Origin of the sequence: Pontibacter sp. SGAir0037, from assembly GCF_005491705.1 — a bacterium.
Taxonomy (GTDB): Bacteria; Bacteroidota; Bacteroidia; order Cytophagales; family Hymenobacteraceae; genus Pontibacter.
On the sequence record NZ_CP028092.1, the window covers coordinates 1,619,710 to 1,635,852 of the forward strand.

The window sequence follows — 16,143 nt, forward strand, 5'->3', positions numbered from 1 at the left end:
AAGATTAAAATTTTAAAATATGCCTGATAATCGTGTCGCCATTCTGCAATCTTCTCTTGAACTGTTCGCTGCCAGCGGTTACGATGCCATAGGTGTGCAGCAGATAGTGGAAGCAGTGGGAATAAAAAAACCCACCCTTTACCATTTCTTTGGCAGTAAAAGAGGTGTTTTGGTGGCGCTTATGCAGGAGCAGTTTTCCCCTTTTGTAGGGCAGCTGAAACAAGCGGCTGCTTACCAGGGAGATCTTCCGCTAAGTCTTGAGAAAGTGGTGGCGTGTTATTTCAGTTTCGCCAGTTATGCCCCTGTGCTTTACCAGATGCACCTGTCTAGTTGGTTCACAAATCCTGAAAGTGAAGCGTCGCAGATTATTACGCCCTATATCAAAGAACAGCACCAGGTTATAGAAAGCCTCTTCGAACTGGCAGCAAACGATCATGGCAACATGAAAGGCAGGCACCAGGTATATGCTTCCACTTTCCTGGGTATGATTAACACATACATCGTGCAATCGTGGCACCACCACCTTGCATTAAACAAGCAAACAGCCCAACAGGCTGTTAAACAATTTTCCTACGGCATTTACTCTTAAATTCTTTGGAGGAAATTTTTTGCCTACCTTTGTGTACCTAACGGTATGTATAATATTTTATGAAACAAGAATTTTCTTTCTGGAACACAGAAGCCATATTTTACCACCTCTATCCTTTGGGTTTATGCGGGGCTCCTGAACAAAACGATTTTAGTACGGCACCTGAGCCGCGCCTGGAGGCAGTGCATGCATGGGTAGACCACATAGCCGAGCTCGGATGCACAGCTGTATACCTGGGGCCCGTGTTTGAATCCGGCTCACATGGCTATGACACAGCGGACTATCTTACAGTAGACAGAAGGCTTGGCACGAATGAAAACCTTAAAGCAGTGATCGCCCATTTTCATTCCAAAGGAGTTAAGGTCGTTTTAGATGCCGTGTTCAATCACGTTGGCCGCCACTTCTATGCATTCCGTGACTTAATGCAGTACGGTGAAAGCTCCGTTTACCGGCATTGGTTTTCAGGTGTTAACTTTGGCCTGCGAAGCCCTAAAGGCGATAACTTTACCTATGAAACCTGGAACGGCCATTATGAGCTGGTTAAACTGAATCTGCAGCAGGCGGAGGTGAAAGCTCACATTTTTAAAGCTGTACAGCAATGGGTAGAGGAATTCGGCATCGACGGCCTCAGGCTGGACGCAGCGGATGTAATGGACACTGATTTTCTGCAGGAGCTTTCCGGTTTCTGCCATCGGCTTAGGCCGGACTTCTGGCTACTAGGAGAAGTAATTCACGGGGATTACCGGAAATGGGCCAATCCTCAGATGCTGGACTCTGTCACCAACTATGAGTGCTATAAAGGTTTGTACTCCAGCCATAATGACCGCAATTATTTCGAGATAGCCTGGTCGCTTAACCGGCAGTTTGGTAGTCAGGGCATCTATAAACACCTTCAGCTGTACAGTTTTGCCGATAACCACGATGTGAACCGCATCGGCAGTACACTTCAGAACCCGGCGCACCTATATCCGCTTCACGCCCTGCTTTACACCATGCCCGGTATTCCCTCCATCTACTATGGCAGTGAATGGGGCATTCCGGGTACTAAACTACCCCATACCGATGCCCCCTTACGGCCTGCCCTGCCTGCTCCTGATCAGGTCCACCCAAAGCAGCATCCTGATCTGGCGGAAGTCATCAGAAATTTTGCCAGAATACGGAAAACACATCGGGCTTTACAACATGGTGCGTATGAGCAGGTACACGTGGCACAGGAGCAACTGGCCTTTATGCGTTGTACAGCACAGGAAACAATTTTAGTGGCTGTTAATGCCGCTGATACCCCTGTAGAACTAATGCTAAAAGTAGCGCTGGCCGACGAAAGCAAGCTGGTAAACCTGTTAGACCCTTCTCAGGCTTTTACTGTAAAAGAAGCTAAAGTTCAACTGCCCGTTCCGTCCAACTGGGTAAGTATACTACTGGTTGTGTAGCCATGCCCAGCTACAGGTAATGGAACCCTGTACTAGCCGCTGCTGTTAAAAGACGGCCATGACCAAATTGTACTACTATGCTGCGCTGGATAGATGTCTTAAAATTCGCGAAATACAGTAATCCTGAACCATTCAGAAGAGTTGAAAGAACAGAAGAAGAGTGGCAGGAGCTTCTGACTCCGGCACAATACCAGGTTGCCCGGCAAAAAGGAACTGAAAAGCCCTATCGAAACGCGTACTGCCGTTCGTATGATCCAGCCATTTATAGTTGCATCGGGTGCGACAGCGTATTGTTTAACGCTATCGAAAAGTACCATGCCATCTCCGGCTGGCCCAGCTTTAAACAGCCCGTTTCGAAAAGCGCCCTTAAATTTGCTTTTGATGATAGCCATGGAATGCACAGAATGGAGGTGATGTGCAACGTGTGCGACTGCCACCTGGGACACGTTTTCAACGACGGACCAGCACCAGCCGGCTTACGCTTTTGCATTAATTCCGAAGTTTTAAACCGGGTACAGTCAGCGGAAGTTTAAACATTTCTACAGCTGCCGGTGGCTTCCCGACAAATTAAAAGGGTGCAGCGCCTGTTACACAACAGGTGCTGCACCCTTTTTAGCAGCAGCAAATAGCAACTGCTCTCGCTTATTTCTTTTTATTCAGTGTAAATCCGTAAATAATAATACCAATACCAGCTACAAAAGCCAGGTACTGTTTCTGCTTTACAGAAAGTGATTTGTAAAAATCAAGACCTGCTTTGCCCGGATCTCTTACAATTTCTAAAATGTCCGCCGGATTTTTCAGCAAGCTTGAAAATGAGTTTTTCCCCTGATAGTTTTCCATAGTTTCTTTTATAAAGTTTAGCGTTTGTTAATTTTTATATGTGAATAATCTGAAGAGGCGTACCCCCAGCACGACTGTAGCTGCAGGTAGCGCTATGGCTGTCATAATTTTAAGTGGATCCATAGTTGTTTTTAATAACCTCATACGCAATAGTAGAAAGCTTAGGTTTAGCAGAAGGCGCAGATATGCGTTTTGAATAACTGCTATGAATACATTATACTTACCTTTGCAACAGCTGATGCTCTTCATTATAGTTAAATTTTGTGTCAGTCTTTTTAAAGTAGAATTAGTAATCTATGGCACGTACATCCACCTACCTGGCAGCCAAGTCAGTGGCAGAATCAGTTGAGTCTCATTTTGCACAACTCTTAGCCCACTCTGACCATTCAGACGTAAAGGACCTGGCTTTTGCGCCAAAAAAGCAGGTGATCGAGCTGATTCTGGATGCAGCATTCTGGTTTAGCCTGCGTCGGGAAGAAGGCCTGTCCCCCAAAATTTCTCTGGCCTTGCTCCCTCCCGATCAGGCAGAGCAGCCTATGTTACTGAAAAAGCCGCTGCCTTTACACCCGGATTACCTCATAAAAATAGCACCAGGTGTAGAGCGCCCTGGCATACACCTGGGTGTGTGGATGGAGAACGGGGAACTATACGTTTGGGGATCGACCAGGAAAATACCAAGCCTGTGTTTTGTAGTGGATGTATCGGAGCCAGGGCTCCTGGTGGTAAAACACCGCCGCAGCAGTGGCTATGGCAAATATGTGAATGTTGCTGTTTTAAAAGGAGACCAGGTGAAACTGGTGGATGAGAAAAGCGCCTTTTTACCCGACTGCCCTAGCTTTATCTCTACCTTGCTTGGCTTCAACTCCCCTACTACCTGGGGCGACACTGCTAATGTGCTTGTGCAACTGGCCGTATCGATGCGTGCCCATGCCCACGGCGGCTCTCTGTTAGTGGTACCCGGAGGCACTACGGATTGGAAGCAGTCTATCGTACATCCTATTTCCTACGCTGTACAACCTGTTTTTTGCGGCCTGGCAGAAATGATGAAACAGAGTGAGCAGGAGAAAAAAGCGTCTCAGTGGCAGGCAGCACTACAGCAGGAAATTGCCAGTGTGGCGGGATTAACAGCGGTAGACGGAGCCACTATTATTGATGATAGCTATAACTTGTTAGCATTCGGAGCTAAAATCGGCCGTCCTGCCGGTGCTGAAACGGTTGAACAGATACTGGTAACAGAACCTGTTGTTGGTGGAAAGCCTAAAATTGTTCATCCGGCTCAGAATGGTGGCACAAGGCATCTTTCAGCAGCCCAGTTTGTGCATGACCAGCGAAATGCCATTGCCCTTATTGCTTCCCAGGATGGTCGCTTCACGATCTTCTCCTGGTCGCCTTGCGAAAATGTAGTACAGGCACACCGGATCGATTCACTGCTGCTGTAGCATGCTATGCTAAGGAAGATTATATTTAACATAATAATTGCACTTAGTTAATAAAAAAATCCCACCTTATATCAAAGGCGGGATTTTTTATAGTTGCCGCAGTTCATTTATTTGTGCCTTCTAAAGGGAGGACTTGTACTGATTATTTTGCTGCCACATTTCTTTCGATCTCGCGCAGGTTTTCCATTTTCTTGTTGCGCAGGAATCCATTGATATCTTCGAAGTGCTCCCGGATGCGTTTGTTGCCAAATTCAAATACTTTATCTGCCAGTCCGTCCAGGAAGTCACGGTCGTGGGACACCAGGATCAGTGTACCATCAAATGCTTTAAGGGCATCTTTGAGTATATCCTTCGTTTTAATATCGAGGTGGTTGGTGGGTTCGTCGAGAATGAGCAGGTTGACAGGCTGCAGTAAAAGCTTGATCATGGCCAGGCGTGTTTTCTCCCCTCCGGATAAAACCTTTACTTTTTTCTCAATTGTGTCGCCGCTAAACATAAAGGCTCCCAACAAGTCTTTAACCCGGGTACGCACATCACCAATGGCAATTTCGTCGATGGTCTGAAAAACGGTCAGGTTCTCATCCAGTAAAGATGCCTGGTTCTGAGCAAAATAACCGACCATACAATTATGGCCCAGCTGCAGGTTTCCATCATAGTCTATCTCTCCCATGATGGCTTTCACCAGTGTAGACTTACCTTCGCCGTTTTTACCGACAAAAGCTATTTTTTCGCCACGGTTAATAGTCAGGGAAGCATCTTTGAACACGGTATAGTCGCCATAGGACTTTGAAAGCCCCTCTACTATCACAGGATAATTTCCGGAACGCGGGGCAGGCGGAAACTTCAGGTTCAGGGCAGAAGTATCTACTTCATCTACTTCCACGATTTCCATCTTTTCCAGCATCTTCACACGCGACTGCACCTGTAGCGTTTTAGAGTAAGTGCCCTTAAAACGCTCAATAAAGCCCTGAATTTCCGCAATCTCTTTCTGCTGGTCTTCGAATTGCTTCTGCTGCTGCTCCCGGCGTTCCTTGCGCAGTTGCAGGTATTGGCTATAGGTAACTTTGTAGTCGTAGATACGGCCCATGGTTACCTCGATCGTGCGGTTGGTAATATTGTCTACAAAGGTTTTGTCGTGGGAAATAACGATAACCGCTTTTGCATTATTCACCAGAAAGTCTTCCAGCCACTGAATAGATTCAATATCCAGGTGGTTGGTTGGCTCATCGAGCAGGATCAGGTCCGGCTGCTGTAACAGGATTTTAGCCAGTTCTATGCGCATGCGCCAGCCTCCGCTGAACTCACGCGTAGGCCTGCCGAAATCTTCCCTGTTAAAGCCCAGGCCTTTCAGCGTCTTCTCTACTTCCGCATCGTAATTGATTTCTTCTATAGAGTAGTACTTCTCGCTCAGTTCGGACACCTGCTCAATTATCGCATAATATTCCTCCGACTCATAATCGGTGCGGGTTTCCAGTTGAGCGTTCAGCTCATCCATCTGCTTTTTCATCTCCAGCACTTTCCCGAAGGCTTTTGACGTTTCTTCAAAAACAGTGCAGTTATCTTCTGTCAGCAAGTGCTGTGGCAGATAGGCAATAACAGCCTCCTTGGGTGCTGATACTTTCCCTTTCGTAGGTTTGTTAACACCGGCGATGATTTTTAGAAGCGTGGATTTTCCGGCTCCGTTCTTCCCCATCAGGGCGATCCGGTCGTTTTCGTTTATATTAAAGGAAACGTTACTGAAAAGTGCTGCGCCGTTAAATTCAACGGCAACCGCATCAACTGAAATCATAGGTATACTTTTAAGGCTGCAAAGATAGTAGGTAAACTTTCAAAACCGAACAAGTATAGTTCGATATAAGTTGCGGACTCTACGTTTCTTTCGTGCTGTAGAAAACCGCTTTATACTTTTGCAGCCGTTAAAATGGCATTAGCCACCTCCAGCTCTTCCTGCAGTATGGTATGTGGCCTTCCCTTGTAAATCCTCTTGGTAACCTCTGCTCCCATTTCCGTCATGATCTTCTCTGTCTCATTTACCCGGCTTACCGGCACATGCATATCAGGATCACCTGTGGTAAGCAGCACAGGTGTGCCGTTAAAGCGGCCTTCGTAGTTGCTGGTATCCAGTTGCTGGCCTATAAGGCCACCGGTAAAAATAAGCAGCCCTCCGTACGACTGGGCATTGCGGGCAGCAAACTCCGCCGTGAGGCAGGCGCCTTGCGAAAAACCCAGCAGGTAGATGTCTTTACTGCCGACCCCCTGCTGCTGAATATGGAGAATGGTTTCGTTGAGCAGCGTTAAGGCGGAATCAAGCGCAGGCTGGTTTTGTGTGGCGGGTGCCATAAAGCTGTAAGGATACCAGGTATGGTTTGTCGCCTGCGGAGCATAAAGCGTATAATCCGCTACTGCCAAATGCTCGCCGAGCGACAGTATACTTTCAGCCGTAGCACCTCTGCCATGCACCATGATCAGGGCCTTGCCCGTTTGCTCCAGCGGTTTCCCCTGCGTCAGGATATGCTTTGTATGTGTAAACATGTAATTAGCTGCTAATCCAGTTTTGGTAGTACTGCTTCTATTTTCGCTCTGCTAGGTTCGTATTGCGGAGGTAAAAGCAGGTGCTTTCCCAGTTGATCGAAAGGTTCGTCTATGCCAAAACCTGGGTTATCGGTCGCAATTTCAAACAAAACGCCTCCCGGCTCCCTGAAATACAGCGAGTAGAAGTAGTTGCGGTCAATTTTACCTGTGATGTTCAGCCCGCTGCGCGCAACTTTTTCTCTGAAAGCCATCAGCACCTCCTCATCTTTCACCCGGAAAGCGATATGATGATTGGTTCCCGCTCCGCCTTCTCCACGGCTTGCAGCAGGAAGCTCCACTAAATCGATAATAGCGGCATTTTCTACGGCATCGGTCACATAGCGGTACTGGTTGCCCGACTGCTCCAGTAAGGTATAGCCTAAAATATCTGTCAGAACAGCAGCCGTTTGCTTCACATTGTGCAATGTTAAGGTTACACTGTGAAAGCCTCGGGTAGCAACCTCGGCCCTTATGTCCGCAGTCTCCCATGGCTGCCGCTTATCCCCGTTTTTAGGTATGATAAGAGCCAGCTGTAAACCGTCCGGGTCCTGGAAAGTAATATACTGTTCACCGAACTTTTCCGCTGGCTGGTTAAACGATATCTTGTGTTCTCGAAAGCGGCTGATCCAGAAGTCGAAGCTGCTTTCCGGCACCGCATATCCAATCTGTGTCGCCATACCAGTGCCTGCCCTGCCGCGGCGGGCTCCCTCGTAAGGAAAGAAAGTAAGGATGGTGCCGGCGCTGCCTTTTTCATCGCCATAATAAAGATGGTAAGTGCCCGGATCATCGAAGTTCACGGTCTTCTTAAGCAGGCGCAGCCCAAGCACTTTTGTATAAAAATCCAGATTTCGTTTGGCCTGATCAGCAATTGCTGTGATGTGGTGCAGGCCTAAAATTCTATTTACCATGTTCATCAGATTAATTATTGATCGGAACCTCTATAAGCAGAAATCTACTTTCGGTCAAGCATTTGATGTGCACCTGATCCGTATCCCAGATACCGATAGCGTCTCTCTGTTCCAGGGGCTCTTCGTTAACCAGCAAACTTCCGCTGATGTTAAAAACAAATGCACTTTTATTCGTAGGGTTCAGCGTATACTGCACCTCTTGTTCTCTCTCAAAATAGCCGAGGGAAAGTTTTGCATTCTGGTTTATCCAGCAATGGGCCTGCCCCTCTTCGTTACTCACAATGGTAACCAGTTTGTTTTTACGGCCTTCCTCCGGGAAGTACCTCTTCTGATAGCGCGGCGTAATATTCTGCAGCTTCGGTTCAATCCAGATCTGCAGAAAATTCACCTGCTCATCGCCCACATTATGCTCTTCGTGGCGCATGCCGCTGCCCGCACTCATAATCTGCACCCAATCCTTTTGCACGACCTCTTTGTAGCCCAGGTTGTCGATGTGGTTCATAGCACCTGCCAGCATCACCGAAATAATTTCCATGTTGGCATGGGCATGAAGCCCGAAGCCGTTTTCAGGAGCAACAAAATCATCATTGAAAGCCCTTAAAAGGCCAAAGCTTCTGCGGGTGGGGTGGTAGTAATCAGAAAAGCTGAACGTTAAATTGCTCTGCAACCAACCCAGGTCCTTTAATCCTCTTTCTTCTGATGTATAGATGATGTGTTTCATAGTTTATTTGTTAAATGTCAGATGTCAGACATAAGTATTTTACCTGCTTCCTCCCTTTTGACTGGTTTTATTAGCTTTTTGTTCTCCGGCCACTGCTGCTGAACCATTTTTTCAGAAGCCATGGCTTTACCTTCCGTTAAAACCCTATGTCTGACATCCGGCAGTTCCATTACGCCTGTTTTACCAGTTGTATCTCGGCCTGCAGCTTAATTTCATCGCTAACTACGACACTGCCTGCTTCGGTAACAGCATTCCACGTTAAACCAAACTCTTTGCGGCTGATCTTACCGGTTACTGTAAATCCGGCTTTTGTCTGGCCATATGGGTCTACGACAATACCTCCGAAATCCACGTTTACAGTTATGGGCTTTGTAGTACCTTTTATAGTCAGGTCGCCATGCAGTTTATACTCGTCACCGCCTACGTTCTCATAGTTAGTACCTACGAAACGAACTTCATTGTGCTGTGCTGCATCAAAAAAGTCAGGTGATTTCAGGTGTGTATCGCGTTGCTCATTGTTGGTGCTGATGGAGTTAACATCGGCAGTAAATACTACGCTGCTTGCATTGGTAAACTGCTCATCTTCTGTTTCCGCTTCTACGGAGAAGTTCTGAAAATAACCAGTTACAGTAGTGATCATCAGGTGTTTCACTTTAAACTGAACTTCACTGTGGGTTGGGTCTAAAGACCATTTTACGTGTGCCATTTTTTCTATTGCTTTAGGTTTTATTTTTTCTGTTTCCGTTAAGGATATACAAATGTATAAACATTTAATGTATATACAATAGTTAGTTTAAAAAGATTCACTTTTTTTAAAGATGCTGCCATATTACTGCTGCGACGGTGGAAGAAGCTGGCCAGATCGCCACTACAAGAGCTTTACATGGAATATTTCCCACTGTTAAGGCAGAAGACAACACGATTTTTACACTTTAGTGAATTGTGCAATTCATTAAGCTATGCTACTGGGGCTATAACGAAACAAGCTGTTGCTCCCTTTAGCCAGGTAGCAACAGCTTGTAGCCAGGAGAAAAAACAATTAAAAAGTATGTCCAAAAACAAAAAAGAATTGAGCATCTTCTTTTGATCGGGCGTAGTCGAACCTTAAAATAGTGGCCTGGTTCCAGGCAATCCGCGCACCGAGGCCTTTGTTATGTTTTACATTATTAAATTCTATGTCACCGAAGCTATCCCAGACCTGCCCGCCATCTAAAAACGGCACGGCATAAAAAGCCAGGTGTTGGTTAAAGATCCGCTTTTGGTAAAATCTTGTCCTCAGTTCCAGGTTTACAAGCGAAGTAACCATACCACTAAAGCGGCCTTCGCGATAACCACGCAGCGCCCTGGAGCCGCCCAATACCGGAATACCCCCACCCTCAGATGAACCCCAAAGGTCCAGTACCTCCGTGAAAGGGATATAACTGCCCCTGATGTATCCTACAGCCATTCTGCCGGCAAAAACAGTGCGACCCATAACTGAAGGCAATACCTTCCGGTAAAACATGCCCTGCAGTAAGTGCTTGGTAAAGTTTAATTCAGAGCCAGTCCAGGTAGCAGAAATCTCCTGTGCATACTCTGCAAAAATCCCATGCGACGGATCTGGCTCCAGGTCCCGCGTATCCCACATCAGGCCGGTTTGCAGCAAACCGATTCTGCCGCCCTTATAACCGCCAATGTTATACCTGGCCCAGGTAGAATTGACATCTCCCCTTTGTTGCGCCTCATAATCATCTGTAATTCTGGTTCTGGCCTGTAAGGCCTCCGTGTCTTCGCCAGTATGCCTGTCGATGGCTTCCGGTGATTTTTTGTAATCATGCTGGTCAATGCCGATGAACAGAAGTTCAGCTCCGAACATCAGGCGCATCCTGCCCTCAAAAAACGTTCTTTCGGCTGCTAAACCGAAGAGCATCTGGGTATAGTCTACTTCATTATAATGCACATCGGTATAGGTTCTGTTGGGTTCTTCGCTATAGGCAGTTCCTCTGCCAGGCCGGGTGAGGGCCAGGTTCCGGTAATAATCCGGAAAACGCGCATTTTCCACCAGGTTGCCGGAGGACTTATCCAGATAAGTAAGAGATTGAAGCGTTTGGCTGCCGATGCCGAAATATTGCCAGTTCGGGTCGTTCGCGTAAATAAAATCGCCTCTGAGGCGCCATTTGGTATTGAATGCAAAAGGAATATCCACGCTCAGTTCACCGTCTACACGTCCATTCTGGGCGACACGCAGCCCTATACCATAGCGGATGCGATAGGGCGTATAGTAAAAAAATGGATCTGTGCGGTCTCTGTTGTTAAACAGGAAAGCATTGGCGCCAACAGTAAGCCCCCTGATCGGGTCCACGGTAAGTTCAGGCAGGCCCGTTACATAAACACCTTCTTTTTTATTCAGGATGTCTTCATCACTGAGCCTCTTTTCTTCGGAAATACGAAAAGGCAGGTGCAAGATATCTGTTCTGATTCCCATGGTATCAGTTTGCGCTGCGGCAGAACCTAGGCGAAGGCAGCAGAAAGCTGCTACTGTAACAGGTGTGCGTATGAACTTATATAGATTCCCTTTTCTGAACATTTCTGCCTCCTTTTTCGGTTGTATGGCCGCAAAATTAACTGCCCGGTAGCAGAGGGACTGTTAGAGAACCTTTATAAAAAAATTAGAAAATCATTACAGCAATAGCTGGTAAAGCTATATCTGCGGATGCTGTAAATGAGAAACAGCAACAGAACAAACCTATAAATGCCGGAAAGAAAGGGTAAAGGTAGTTCCTAAACCTGGTTCTGATACCAGTGAAATCTCACCTTTGTGGAGTTTTACAATTTTATGGGTAAGAGATAAACCGATACCGTTACCTTCTGCATAGCTTCTGTTTGAGCCCCTGTAAAAAGCTTCAAATACCTGTTGCTGCTCTTCTTGGGGAATGCCAATGCCCTGGTCTTTAAAACAAATATGTGTTTGAACAGCATCAAAGCCAATCGTGATATCGGATTGCCTGGCAGGTGAGAATTTGCATCCATTCTCCATCAAATTAGAAAAAGCTGTCCGAAGCAAATATTCATTCCCCAGGATGGCAATGTCGTTATCATCCTCAAAGGCTGTATCGAAGGCAATGTGAATGTGGTAGTCGGGGTTCGCTCTTAAAACCTGTAAACGGGCATCGAGCAGCAGTTCGTCCAGGCGCACTTCTTTAAATTTGATAGCTGCCTGATCATAGCTTGCTTTTGCCAGGTCCAGCATACCGGTCGAAAGGCGCGTGAGCTTTCTGGCATCGCTCAGGGCATTATCTATCGCTGATTCATAGGCTTCGGATGTTCTTTTCTGCGACCGGGCCAGTTCGAGTTCGGCAATAATGGCGGCCAGTGGAGTGCGCAGTTCATGCGATACGTTTGAAACAAAATGGCGCTGCGACTCCAGGGAGCCCTCCAGCCGGTCGAGCATCTGGTTAAAGGTAATGGCTAGTTCTGAAATTTCGTCTTTCCCATTACCTTCGGGCAGCCGGAGGTCGATGTTAGTGGCTGTTATACGCCCGGCTTTGTCTACCATAGCCGCTACAGGTTGCAGGGCCTGGCGGGAGAAGAAGCGCCCGGTGAGGAAAATGATAATGATACCTACCACCAGGGCAACCACCAACGAGAGGCGCAGGTTCCACAGTTTGGTATAGCCGTTCTCGTCGTAGGCAGCTGCCGTAATGATATAGTTTTTTCCCTGGTATGAAAACAAGAATCCCACCACCTGCAGCCCCTCCTGTTTAAACTGTATCTCCTGCTTTTGCCTGATTTCCGCCATCATATCGGCGGTTTCTTTCACAAAATCAAGGTCTACAGCATCGTGGTAGAGCAGGTTAAACCCCGTATCATAAATGGCAACCTCTTCCTGGTAATGAGAATTGCGGGTGTTCCGGTAAATGGTCTGCAGTATTTCCGGATCTACCTGTGCATCAAAAAGCAGGTTGGCCTTTGTAATGGCCTGCTGCCGGAGCTGGCGGTAAAACTCTTCTTCGCGGTTACTGGCATAGCTAAAGTAGATAGCAAATGCGAAAGCAAGTAATATGGCGCCCATAATGGCCGTAAACAACAAGGTCAGCCTGTGGCGGATTTTCATTTCTCACCTTCCTCCTTAAAAATAAACCCCATGCCCGGTTTCGTATGAATCAACCTAGTCGGAAATGCTTTGTAGATCTTTTTACGAAGGTAGTTAATGTAAACATCAATAAAATTAGTGCCTGTATCGAAATGTGTATCCCATACATGCTGCGCAATCTCCACCCTGGAAATAACTCTGCCGCTATTACGCATCATGAATTCAAGTAAGGCAAATTCTTTGGGTGTCAGACTGATTTCTTTCCCGGAACGGCTGACAGATTTTGTCTGCAGGTTCATTTCCAGATCCGCTGTTTTCAACACAGAACCACTGCCACCGGCAGTAGTAGCTTTGCTCCGTTTAAGCAATTCCCGGATGCGGACATGCAGTTCTCTGAAATCGAAGGGCTTTACCAGGTAGTCGTTAGCACCTGCGTCGAAACCTTCTACCTTATCGTCGGTGGTGCCAAGTGCTGTGAGCATAATGATCGGGATATCTGGTTTTGCCTGACGCAGTTCCTTACACAGGTCCAGTCCGTTTATTTTAGGCAGGATGATATCCATAATTATCAGGCAGTACTCCCTGCCAATAACCAGTTTTTTACCTGTTTCACCGTCGTAGGCAACTTCTGTAGCATAGCCCTGCTCTTCCAGTCCGCGCCTGATCAGGTCAGACACGCGTTGCTCATCTTCTATGATTAAAATCGGATGCATGTTCTTTGATAAAATTTATACTAAATTCTGTGGCTATCAAAATGGATGTTCTGCTCACATGCTTCTTTGCTTCTATTTCAAGTCTTTTCGCCTGAAGCGGGTGGAGTATCTTCCCAGCTTCTGATGCAGGTAGCCTTTTCGCTTGTATGCTTCAGCCAGAGAGGCATCATCTGCAAAAGCAGGATCAGTGATTTTGGGCACAGCAATTTTTTGTGAACTGTAAATGCCGGAATGGCCGCTGAACAGATAGGCAGTGAAACAGGCAACTGCAAACAGCAGGATGTGCTCTCCTCCAAACAACTCCACGCCCATTATAGTACAGGCCAGAGGGGTGTTGGTGGCTCCCGCAAACACAGCTATGAACCCAAGTGCAGCAAACAAGCTGACAGGAGCATCTAAGATACCAGACAAAGTATTGCCCAAGGTGGCCCCCATATAAAACAGTGGCGTTACCTCTCCTCCTTTAAAGCCTGTGGCAAGCGTTACCGCCGTAAAAACGGTTTTCCAGAGCCAGCTCCAGGTGTCGGCACCAACTGCCGCAAAAGCACCCGGAATGGTAACAGCGCCAGGGTATTCGGCATCAACTCCCAGACTCAGGTAATCAGGTTTACCAACGGCAAAAGTTAAAGCTATAATAGTTAAACCGCCGGCTACGGGTATAAGCCATTTCTTTTTAATTAACTTTAGCATCACGCTCTTTATCTCCTGCACCAGGCCCGCAAAAATGGTACTGGCGAGTCCGAATGCGGCAGAAGCCACTATCACTTTTACGAGCAAAAGTAAATCTATGCGCAGGTACTCCGACAGAAAGTAAGGAACTTCTGGCAGCACCTCTATATGATACTGTGTGTGATGAACACCCCAGGCGGTAACAGTAAAATCGCCGATGACGCTGGCTATGAGTGCAGGCAAAAGAGCGTCGTATTGTATCCGTCCTATGGTTAGCACTTCCATGGCAAAAATAGCTCCTGTTAACGGGGTGCCAAATACTGCCCCGAAACCTGCCGCCACTCCGGCTGTAAGCACCAGCCGCAGGTCGAGGCTGTTCAGCTTAAACCACTTCCCGAACATGGCGGCTATGCTTCCTCCTATTTGTACGGCCGTTCCTTCCCGCCCTGCAGAACCGCCGAACAGGTGCGTTATAATTGTTGTAATAAGAATAATGGGGGCCATCTGCTTTGGCACTCCTCCCCCGGCTTGGTGAATTTCTTCCATCACCAGGTTGTTGCCTTTTTCTGATGACTTGCCAACCGACTGGTAAATGAAATGTATACATACACCTGCCAACGGCAAAAGGTATAGGAGCCAGGGATACTGAAACCGAAGCTCTATGGCACTGTGCAGGAGCCAGAGAAAAAGTGCTACCACGCTGCCAATGGCAACAGCAATGGGTATAACCAGTAAGGTCCAGCGGACAGAATACGTTAGCACATGCAGTTGCTCAAAGCGTAGCTTCTTTGGGGGCATCATCATAACAAATACATTGTAAAGGCGCAAAATATAAAATTTTTTTGCTGTACCTCACCTGTTGGGACACATCGCTGCGTAAGCCGGCAGCTGATACTGTGCCGGAAACAATAGCAGTGGCTTTTTCAGACAAAGCAGCACATGCGCTGGTCGTGCAATTTACTGTAGTATGAAGGGAGGATTGAGTTCGGTTACCTACAATTCAGCCATCCCACAGAGTTTATTTCTGCAGCGCATGTTAAATTGTAGGCGCCATCAGCCTTGCGGCGGTTTGTTACATGGAAGGCACCATTTCCATAGAGCGAATATAGCTGTTTTAATCGGAAACTATACGGTTTGCATACCTGATTTTACAGAAAGCCTACATTGGTTTAGTCCAGTTGGGGCAGCACCTGCTCCAGCTCTTCGCGGCGGTCTTCGTACTGTGGGGGCAGCTTCAGGTGTGTCCCCAGTTCATCCAGCGGTTCATCCGTGGTAAAGCCTGGCACATCTGTCGCTATTTCGAAAAGCACCCCTCCCGGCTCCCGGAAGTATAAAGAGTAAAAATAATTCCGGTCGATCTGCTCTGTTATATGCAATCCTCTGGCAAGGATCTTTTCGCGGTACTCCATCAGTTCGGCCTGGTCTTTTACCCGAAACGCTACATGGTGAATAGAGCCGCCTGCCAGGTGACCGCGCATCTCGTTGGGTACTTCCACCAGGTCTACGATGGCAGCCCCTTCAACGGCATCTGTCTTGAAACGGTACCGGTTTACATGTCGGCCTGCCAGTTTATAGCCGAAAACCTCTGTCAGGATTTCCGCAGTTGCTTTCACTTCTTGTAATGTAAGGCTAACCAAGTGAAAACCTTTAATGGCAGCACTGGCTTTAATTTCTGCCGTTTCCCATGCACTTCTGGCATCTGAAGAACCTGAAACAATCAGCTCCTGCTTCAGTCCGTCCGGGTCCAGGAACGTAAGGTAAGGCTCACCGAACTTTTCTGAAGGCTTGTTATAGGTTACATTATACTGCTGAAAACGATCAAGCCAGAATTCAAGACTACCCTCCGGCACCGAATAGCCAATTTCAGTGGCCATTTGTGTACCTCTTCTGCCCGTCACGATCCGGCCCCAGGGAAAGAAAGTAAGAATGGTGCCCGGCGTGCCAACGCCATTGCCATAATAGAAATGATATGTTTTGGGATCATCGAAATTTACAGTCTTTTTCAGGAGGCGTAGACCTAAAACGTGTGTATAAAAATGAAGATTTCGCCTGGCCTCGCCTGCAATGGCAGTTATATGATGAATCCCTAAAATTTTTCCGCTCATAATAAATAGGTAAATACAGAGGGTGCTTCCGGTATTATATGAGCCTTACCGAAATTTAGTTACTGCAAACATGCATTTTGGTTATT

Annotated in this window: 16 protein-coding genes and 1 riboswitch; of the genes, 4 read left to right on the plus strand and 12 right to left on the minus strand. The window is 47.1% G+C overall.

What is annotated here, in order from left to right:
• The first annotated feature begins 19 nt into the window (after positions 1-19).
• The 3 genes from C1N53_RS06700 (at position 20) to msrB (ending at position 2,552) form a co-directional block, all read left to right on the plus strand.
• Entirely contained in the window at positions 20-589 is a 570-nt protein-coding gene (locus tag C1N53_RS06700; protein WP_137758573.1) for a TetR/AcrR family transcriptional regulator, read from the plus strand.
• A gap of 59 nt (positions 590-648) precedes the next feature.
• On the plus strand, positions 649-2,019 hold the full coding sequence (locus tag C1N53_RS06705; protein WP_137758574.1) for an alpha-amylase family glycosyl hydrolase: 1,371 nt from the start codon (positions 649-651) through the stop codon (positions 2,017-2,019).
• 77 nt (positions 2,020-2,096) lie between these two features.
• On the plus strand, positions 2,097-2,552 hold the full coding sequence (gene msrB / locus C1N53_RS06710) for a peptide-methionine (R)-S-oxide reductase MsrB (protein ID WP_137758575.1): 456 nt from the start codon (positions 2,097-2,099) through the stop codon (positions 2,550-2,552).
• Positions 2,553-2,661: 109 nt separating this feature from the next.
• Here the strand turns inward: msrB and C1N53_RS06715 are convergent, their stop codons facing one another.
• Positions 2,662-2,859 (minus strand): hypothetical protein, encoded by a 198-nt coding sequence (locus C1N53_RS06715; protein ID WP_137758576.1) that lies wholly within the window; start codon positions 2,857-2,859, stop codon positions 2,662-2,664.
• Positions 2,860-3,155: 296 nt separating this feature from the next.
• Between C1N53_RS06715 and C1N53_RS06720 the strand changes: the two genes are divergently transcribed.
• Entirely contained in the window at positions 3,156-4,298 is a 1,143-nt protein-coding gene (locus C1N53_RS06720) for a putative sensor domain DACNV-containing protein (RefSeq protein WP_137758577.1), read from the plus strand.
• 142 nt (positions 4,299-4,440) lie between these two features.
• On the opposite strand, the gene C1N53_RS06725 is transcribed toward C1N53_RS06720, so the two are convergent.
• From C1N53_RS06725 to C1N53_RS06770, 11 genes are all read right to left on the minus strand, one after another.
• Complete coding sequence (locus C1N53_RS06725; RefSeq protein ID WP_137758578.1) at positions 4,441-6,087, minus strand: ABC-F family ATP-binding cassette domain-containing protein; 1,647 nt, start codon at positions 6,085-6,087, stop codon at positions 4,441-4,443.
• A gap of 110 nt (positions 6,088-6,197) precedes the next feature.
• Positions 6,198-6,830, minus strand: a complete 633-nt coding sequence (locus C1N53_RS06730; RefSeq protein ID WP_137758579.1) for an alpha/beta hydrolase — start codon at positions 6,828-6,830, stop codon at positions 6,198-6,200.
• A gap of 11 nt (positions 6,831-6,841) precedes the next feature.
• On the minus strand, positions 6,842-7,777 hold the full coding sequence (locus tag C1N53_RS06735; protein ID WP_137758580.1) for a ring-cleaving dioxygenase: 936 nt from the start codon (positions 7,775-7,777) through the stop codon (positions 6,842-6,844).
• 10 nt (positions 7,778-7,787) lie between these two features.
• Positions 7,788-8,498: a pirin family protein gene (locus tag C1N53_RS06740; RefSeq protein ID WP_137758581.1), complete on the minus strand. Its 711-nt coding sequence runs from the start codon at positions 8,496-8,498 to the stop codon at positions 7,788-7,790.
• A 17-nt stretch (positions 8,499-8,515) separates the two neighbouring features.
• Positions 8,516-8,668, minus strand: a complete 153-nt coding sequence (locus C1N53_RS22490; RefSeq protein WP_168193980.1) for a hypothetical protein — start codon at positions 8,666-8,668, stop codon at positions 8,516-8,518.
• The gene (locus C1N53_RS06745) at positions 8,668-9,204 is read right to left on the minus strand and encodes a YceI family protein (protein WP_137758582.1); all 537 of its coding nucleotides are present in this window, start codon (positions 9,202-9,204) and stop codon (positions 8,668-8,670) included. The genes C1N53_RS22490 and C1N53_RS06745 overlap by 1 nt, the downstream gene beginning before the upstream one ends.
• 333 nt (positions 9,205-9,537) lie before the next feature.
• Positions 9,538-10,962 carry a DUF5982 domain-containing protein gene (locus C1N53_RS06750; protein WP_168193981.1) on the minus strand — a complete coding sequence of 475 codons (1,425 nt, stop codon included), beginning with the start codon at positions 10,960-10,962 and terminating at the stop codon, positions 9,538-9,540.
• A gap of 261 nt (positions 10,963-11,223) precedes the next feature.
• On the minus strand, positions 11,224-12,591 hold the full coding sequence (locus tag C1N53_RS06755; protein WP_137758584.1) for an ATP-binding protein: 1,368 nt from the start codon (positions 12,589-12,591) through the stop codon (positions 11,224-11,226).
• Entirely contained in the window at positions 12,588-13,283 is a 696-nt protein-coding gene (locus tag C1N53_RS06760; RefSeq protein ID WP_137758585.1) for a response regulator transcription factor, read from the minus strand. Before C1N53_RS06760 ends, C1N53_RS06755 begins: the two co-directional genes overlap by 4 nt.
• 72 nt (positions 13,284-13,355) lie before the next feature.
• Positions 13,356-14,756, minus strand: a complete 1,401-nt coding sequence (locus C1N53_RS06765) for a voltage-gated chloride channel family protein (protein WP_137758586.1) — start codon at positions 14,754-14,756, stop codon at positions 13,356-13,358.
• Positions 14,757-14,989: 233 nt separating this feature from the next.
• Positions 14,990-15,055, minus strand: a riboswitch (Fluoride riboswitch).
• A gap of 66 nt (positions 15,056-15,121) precedes the next feature.
• Positions 15,122-16,057, minus strand: a complete 936-nt coding sequence (locus C1N53_RS06770) for a ring-cleaving dioxygenase (RefSeq protein WP_137758587.1) — start codon at positions 16,055-16,057, stop codon at positions 15,122-15,124.
• Positions 16,058-16,143 lie beyond the last annotated feature (86 nt).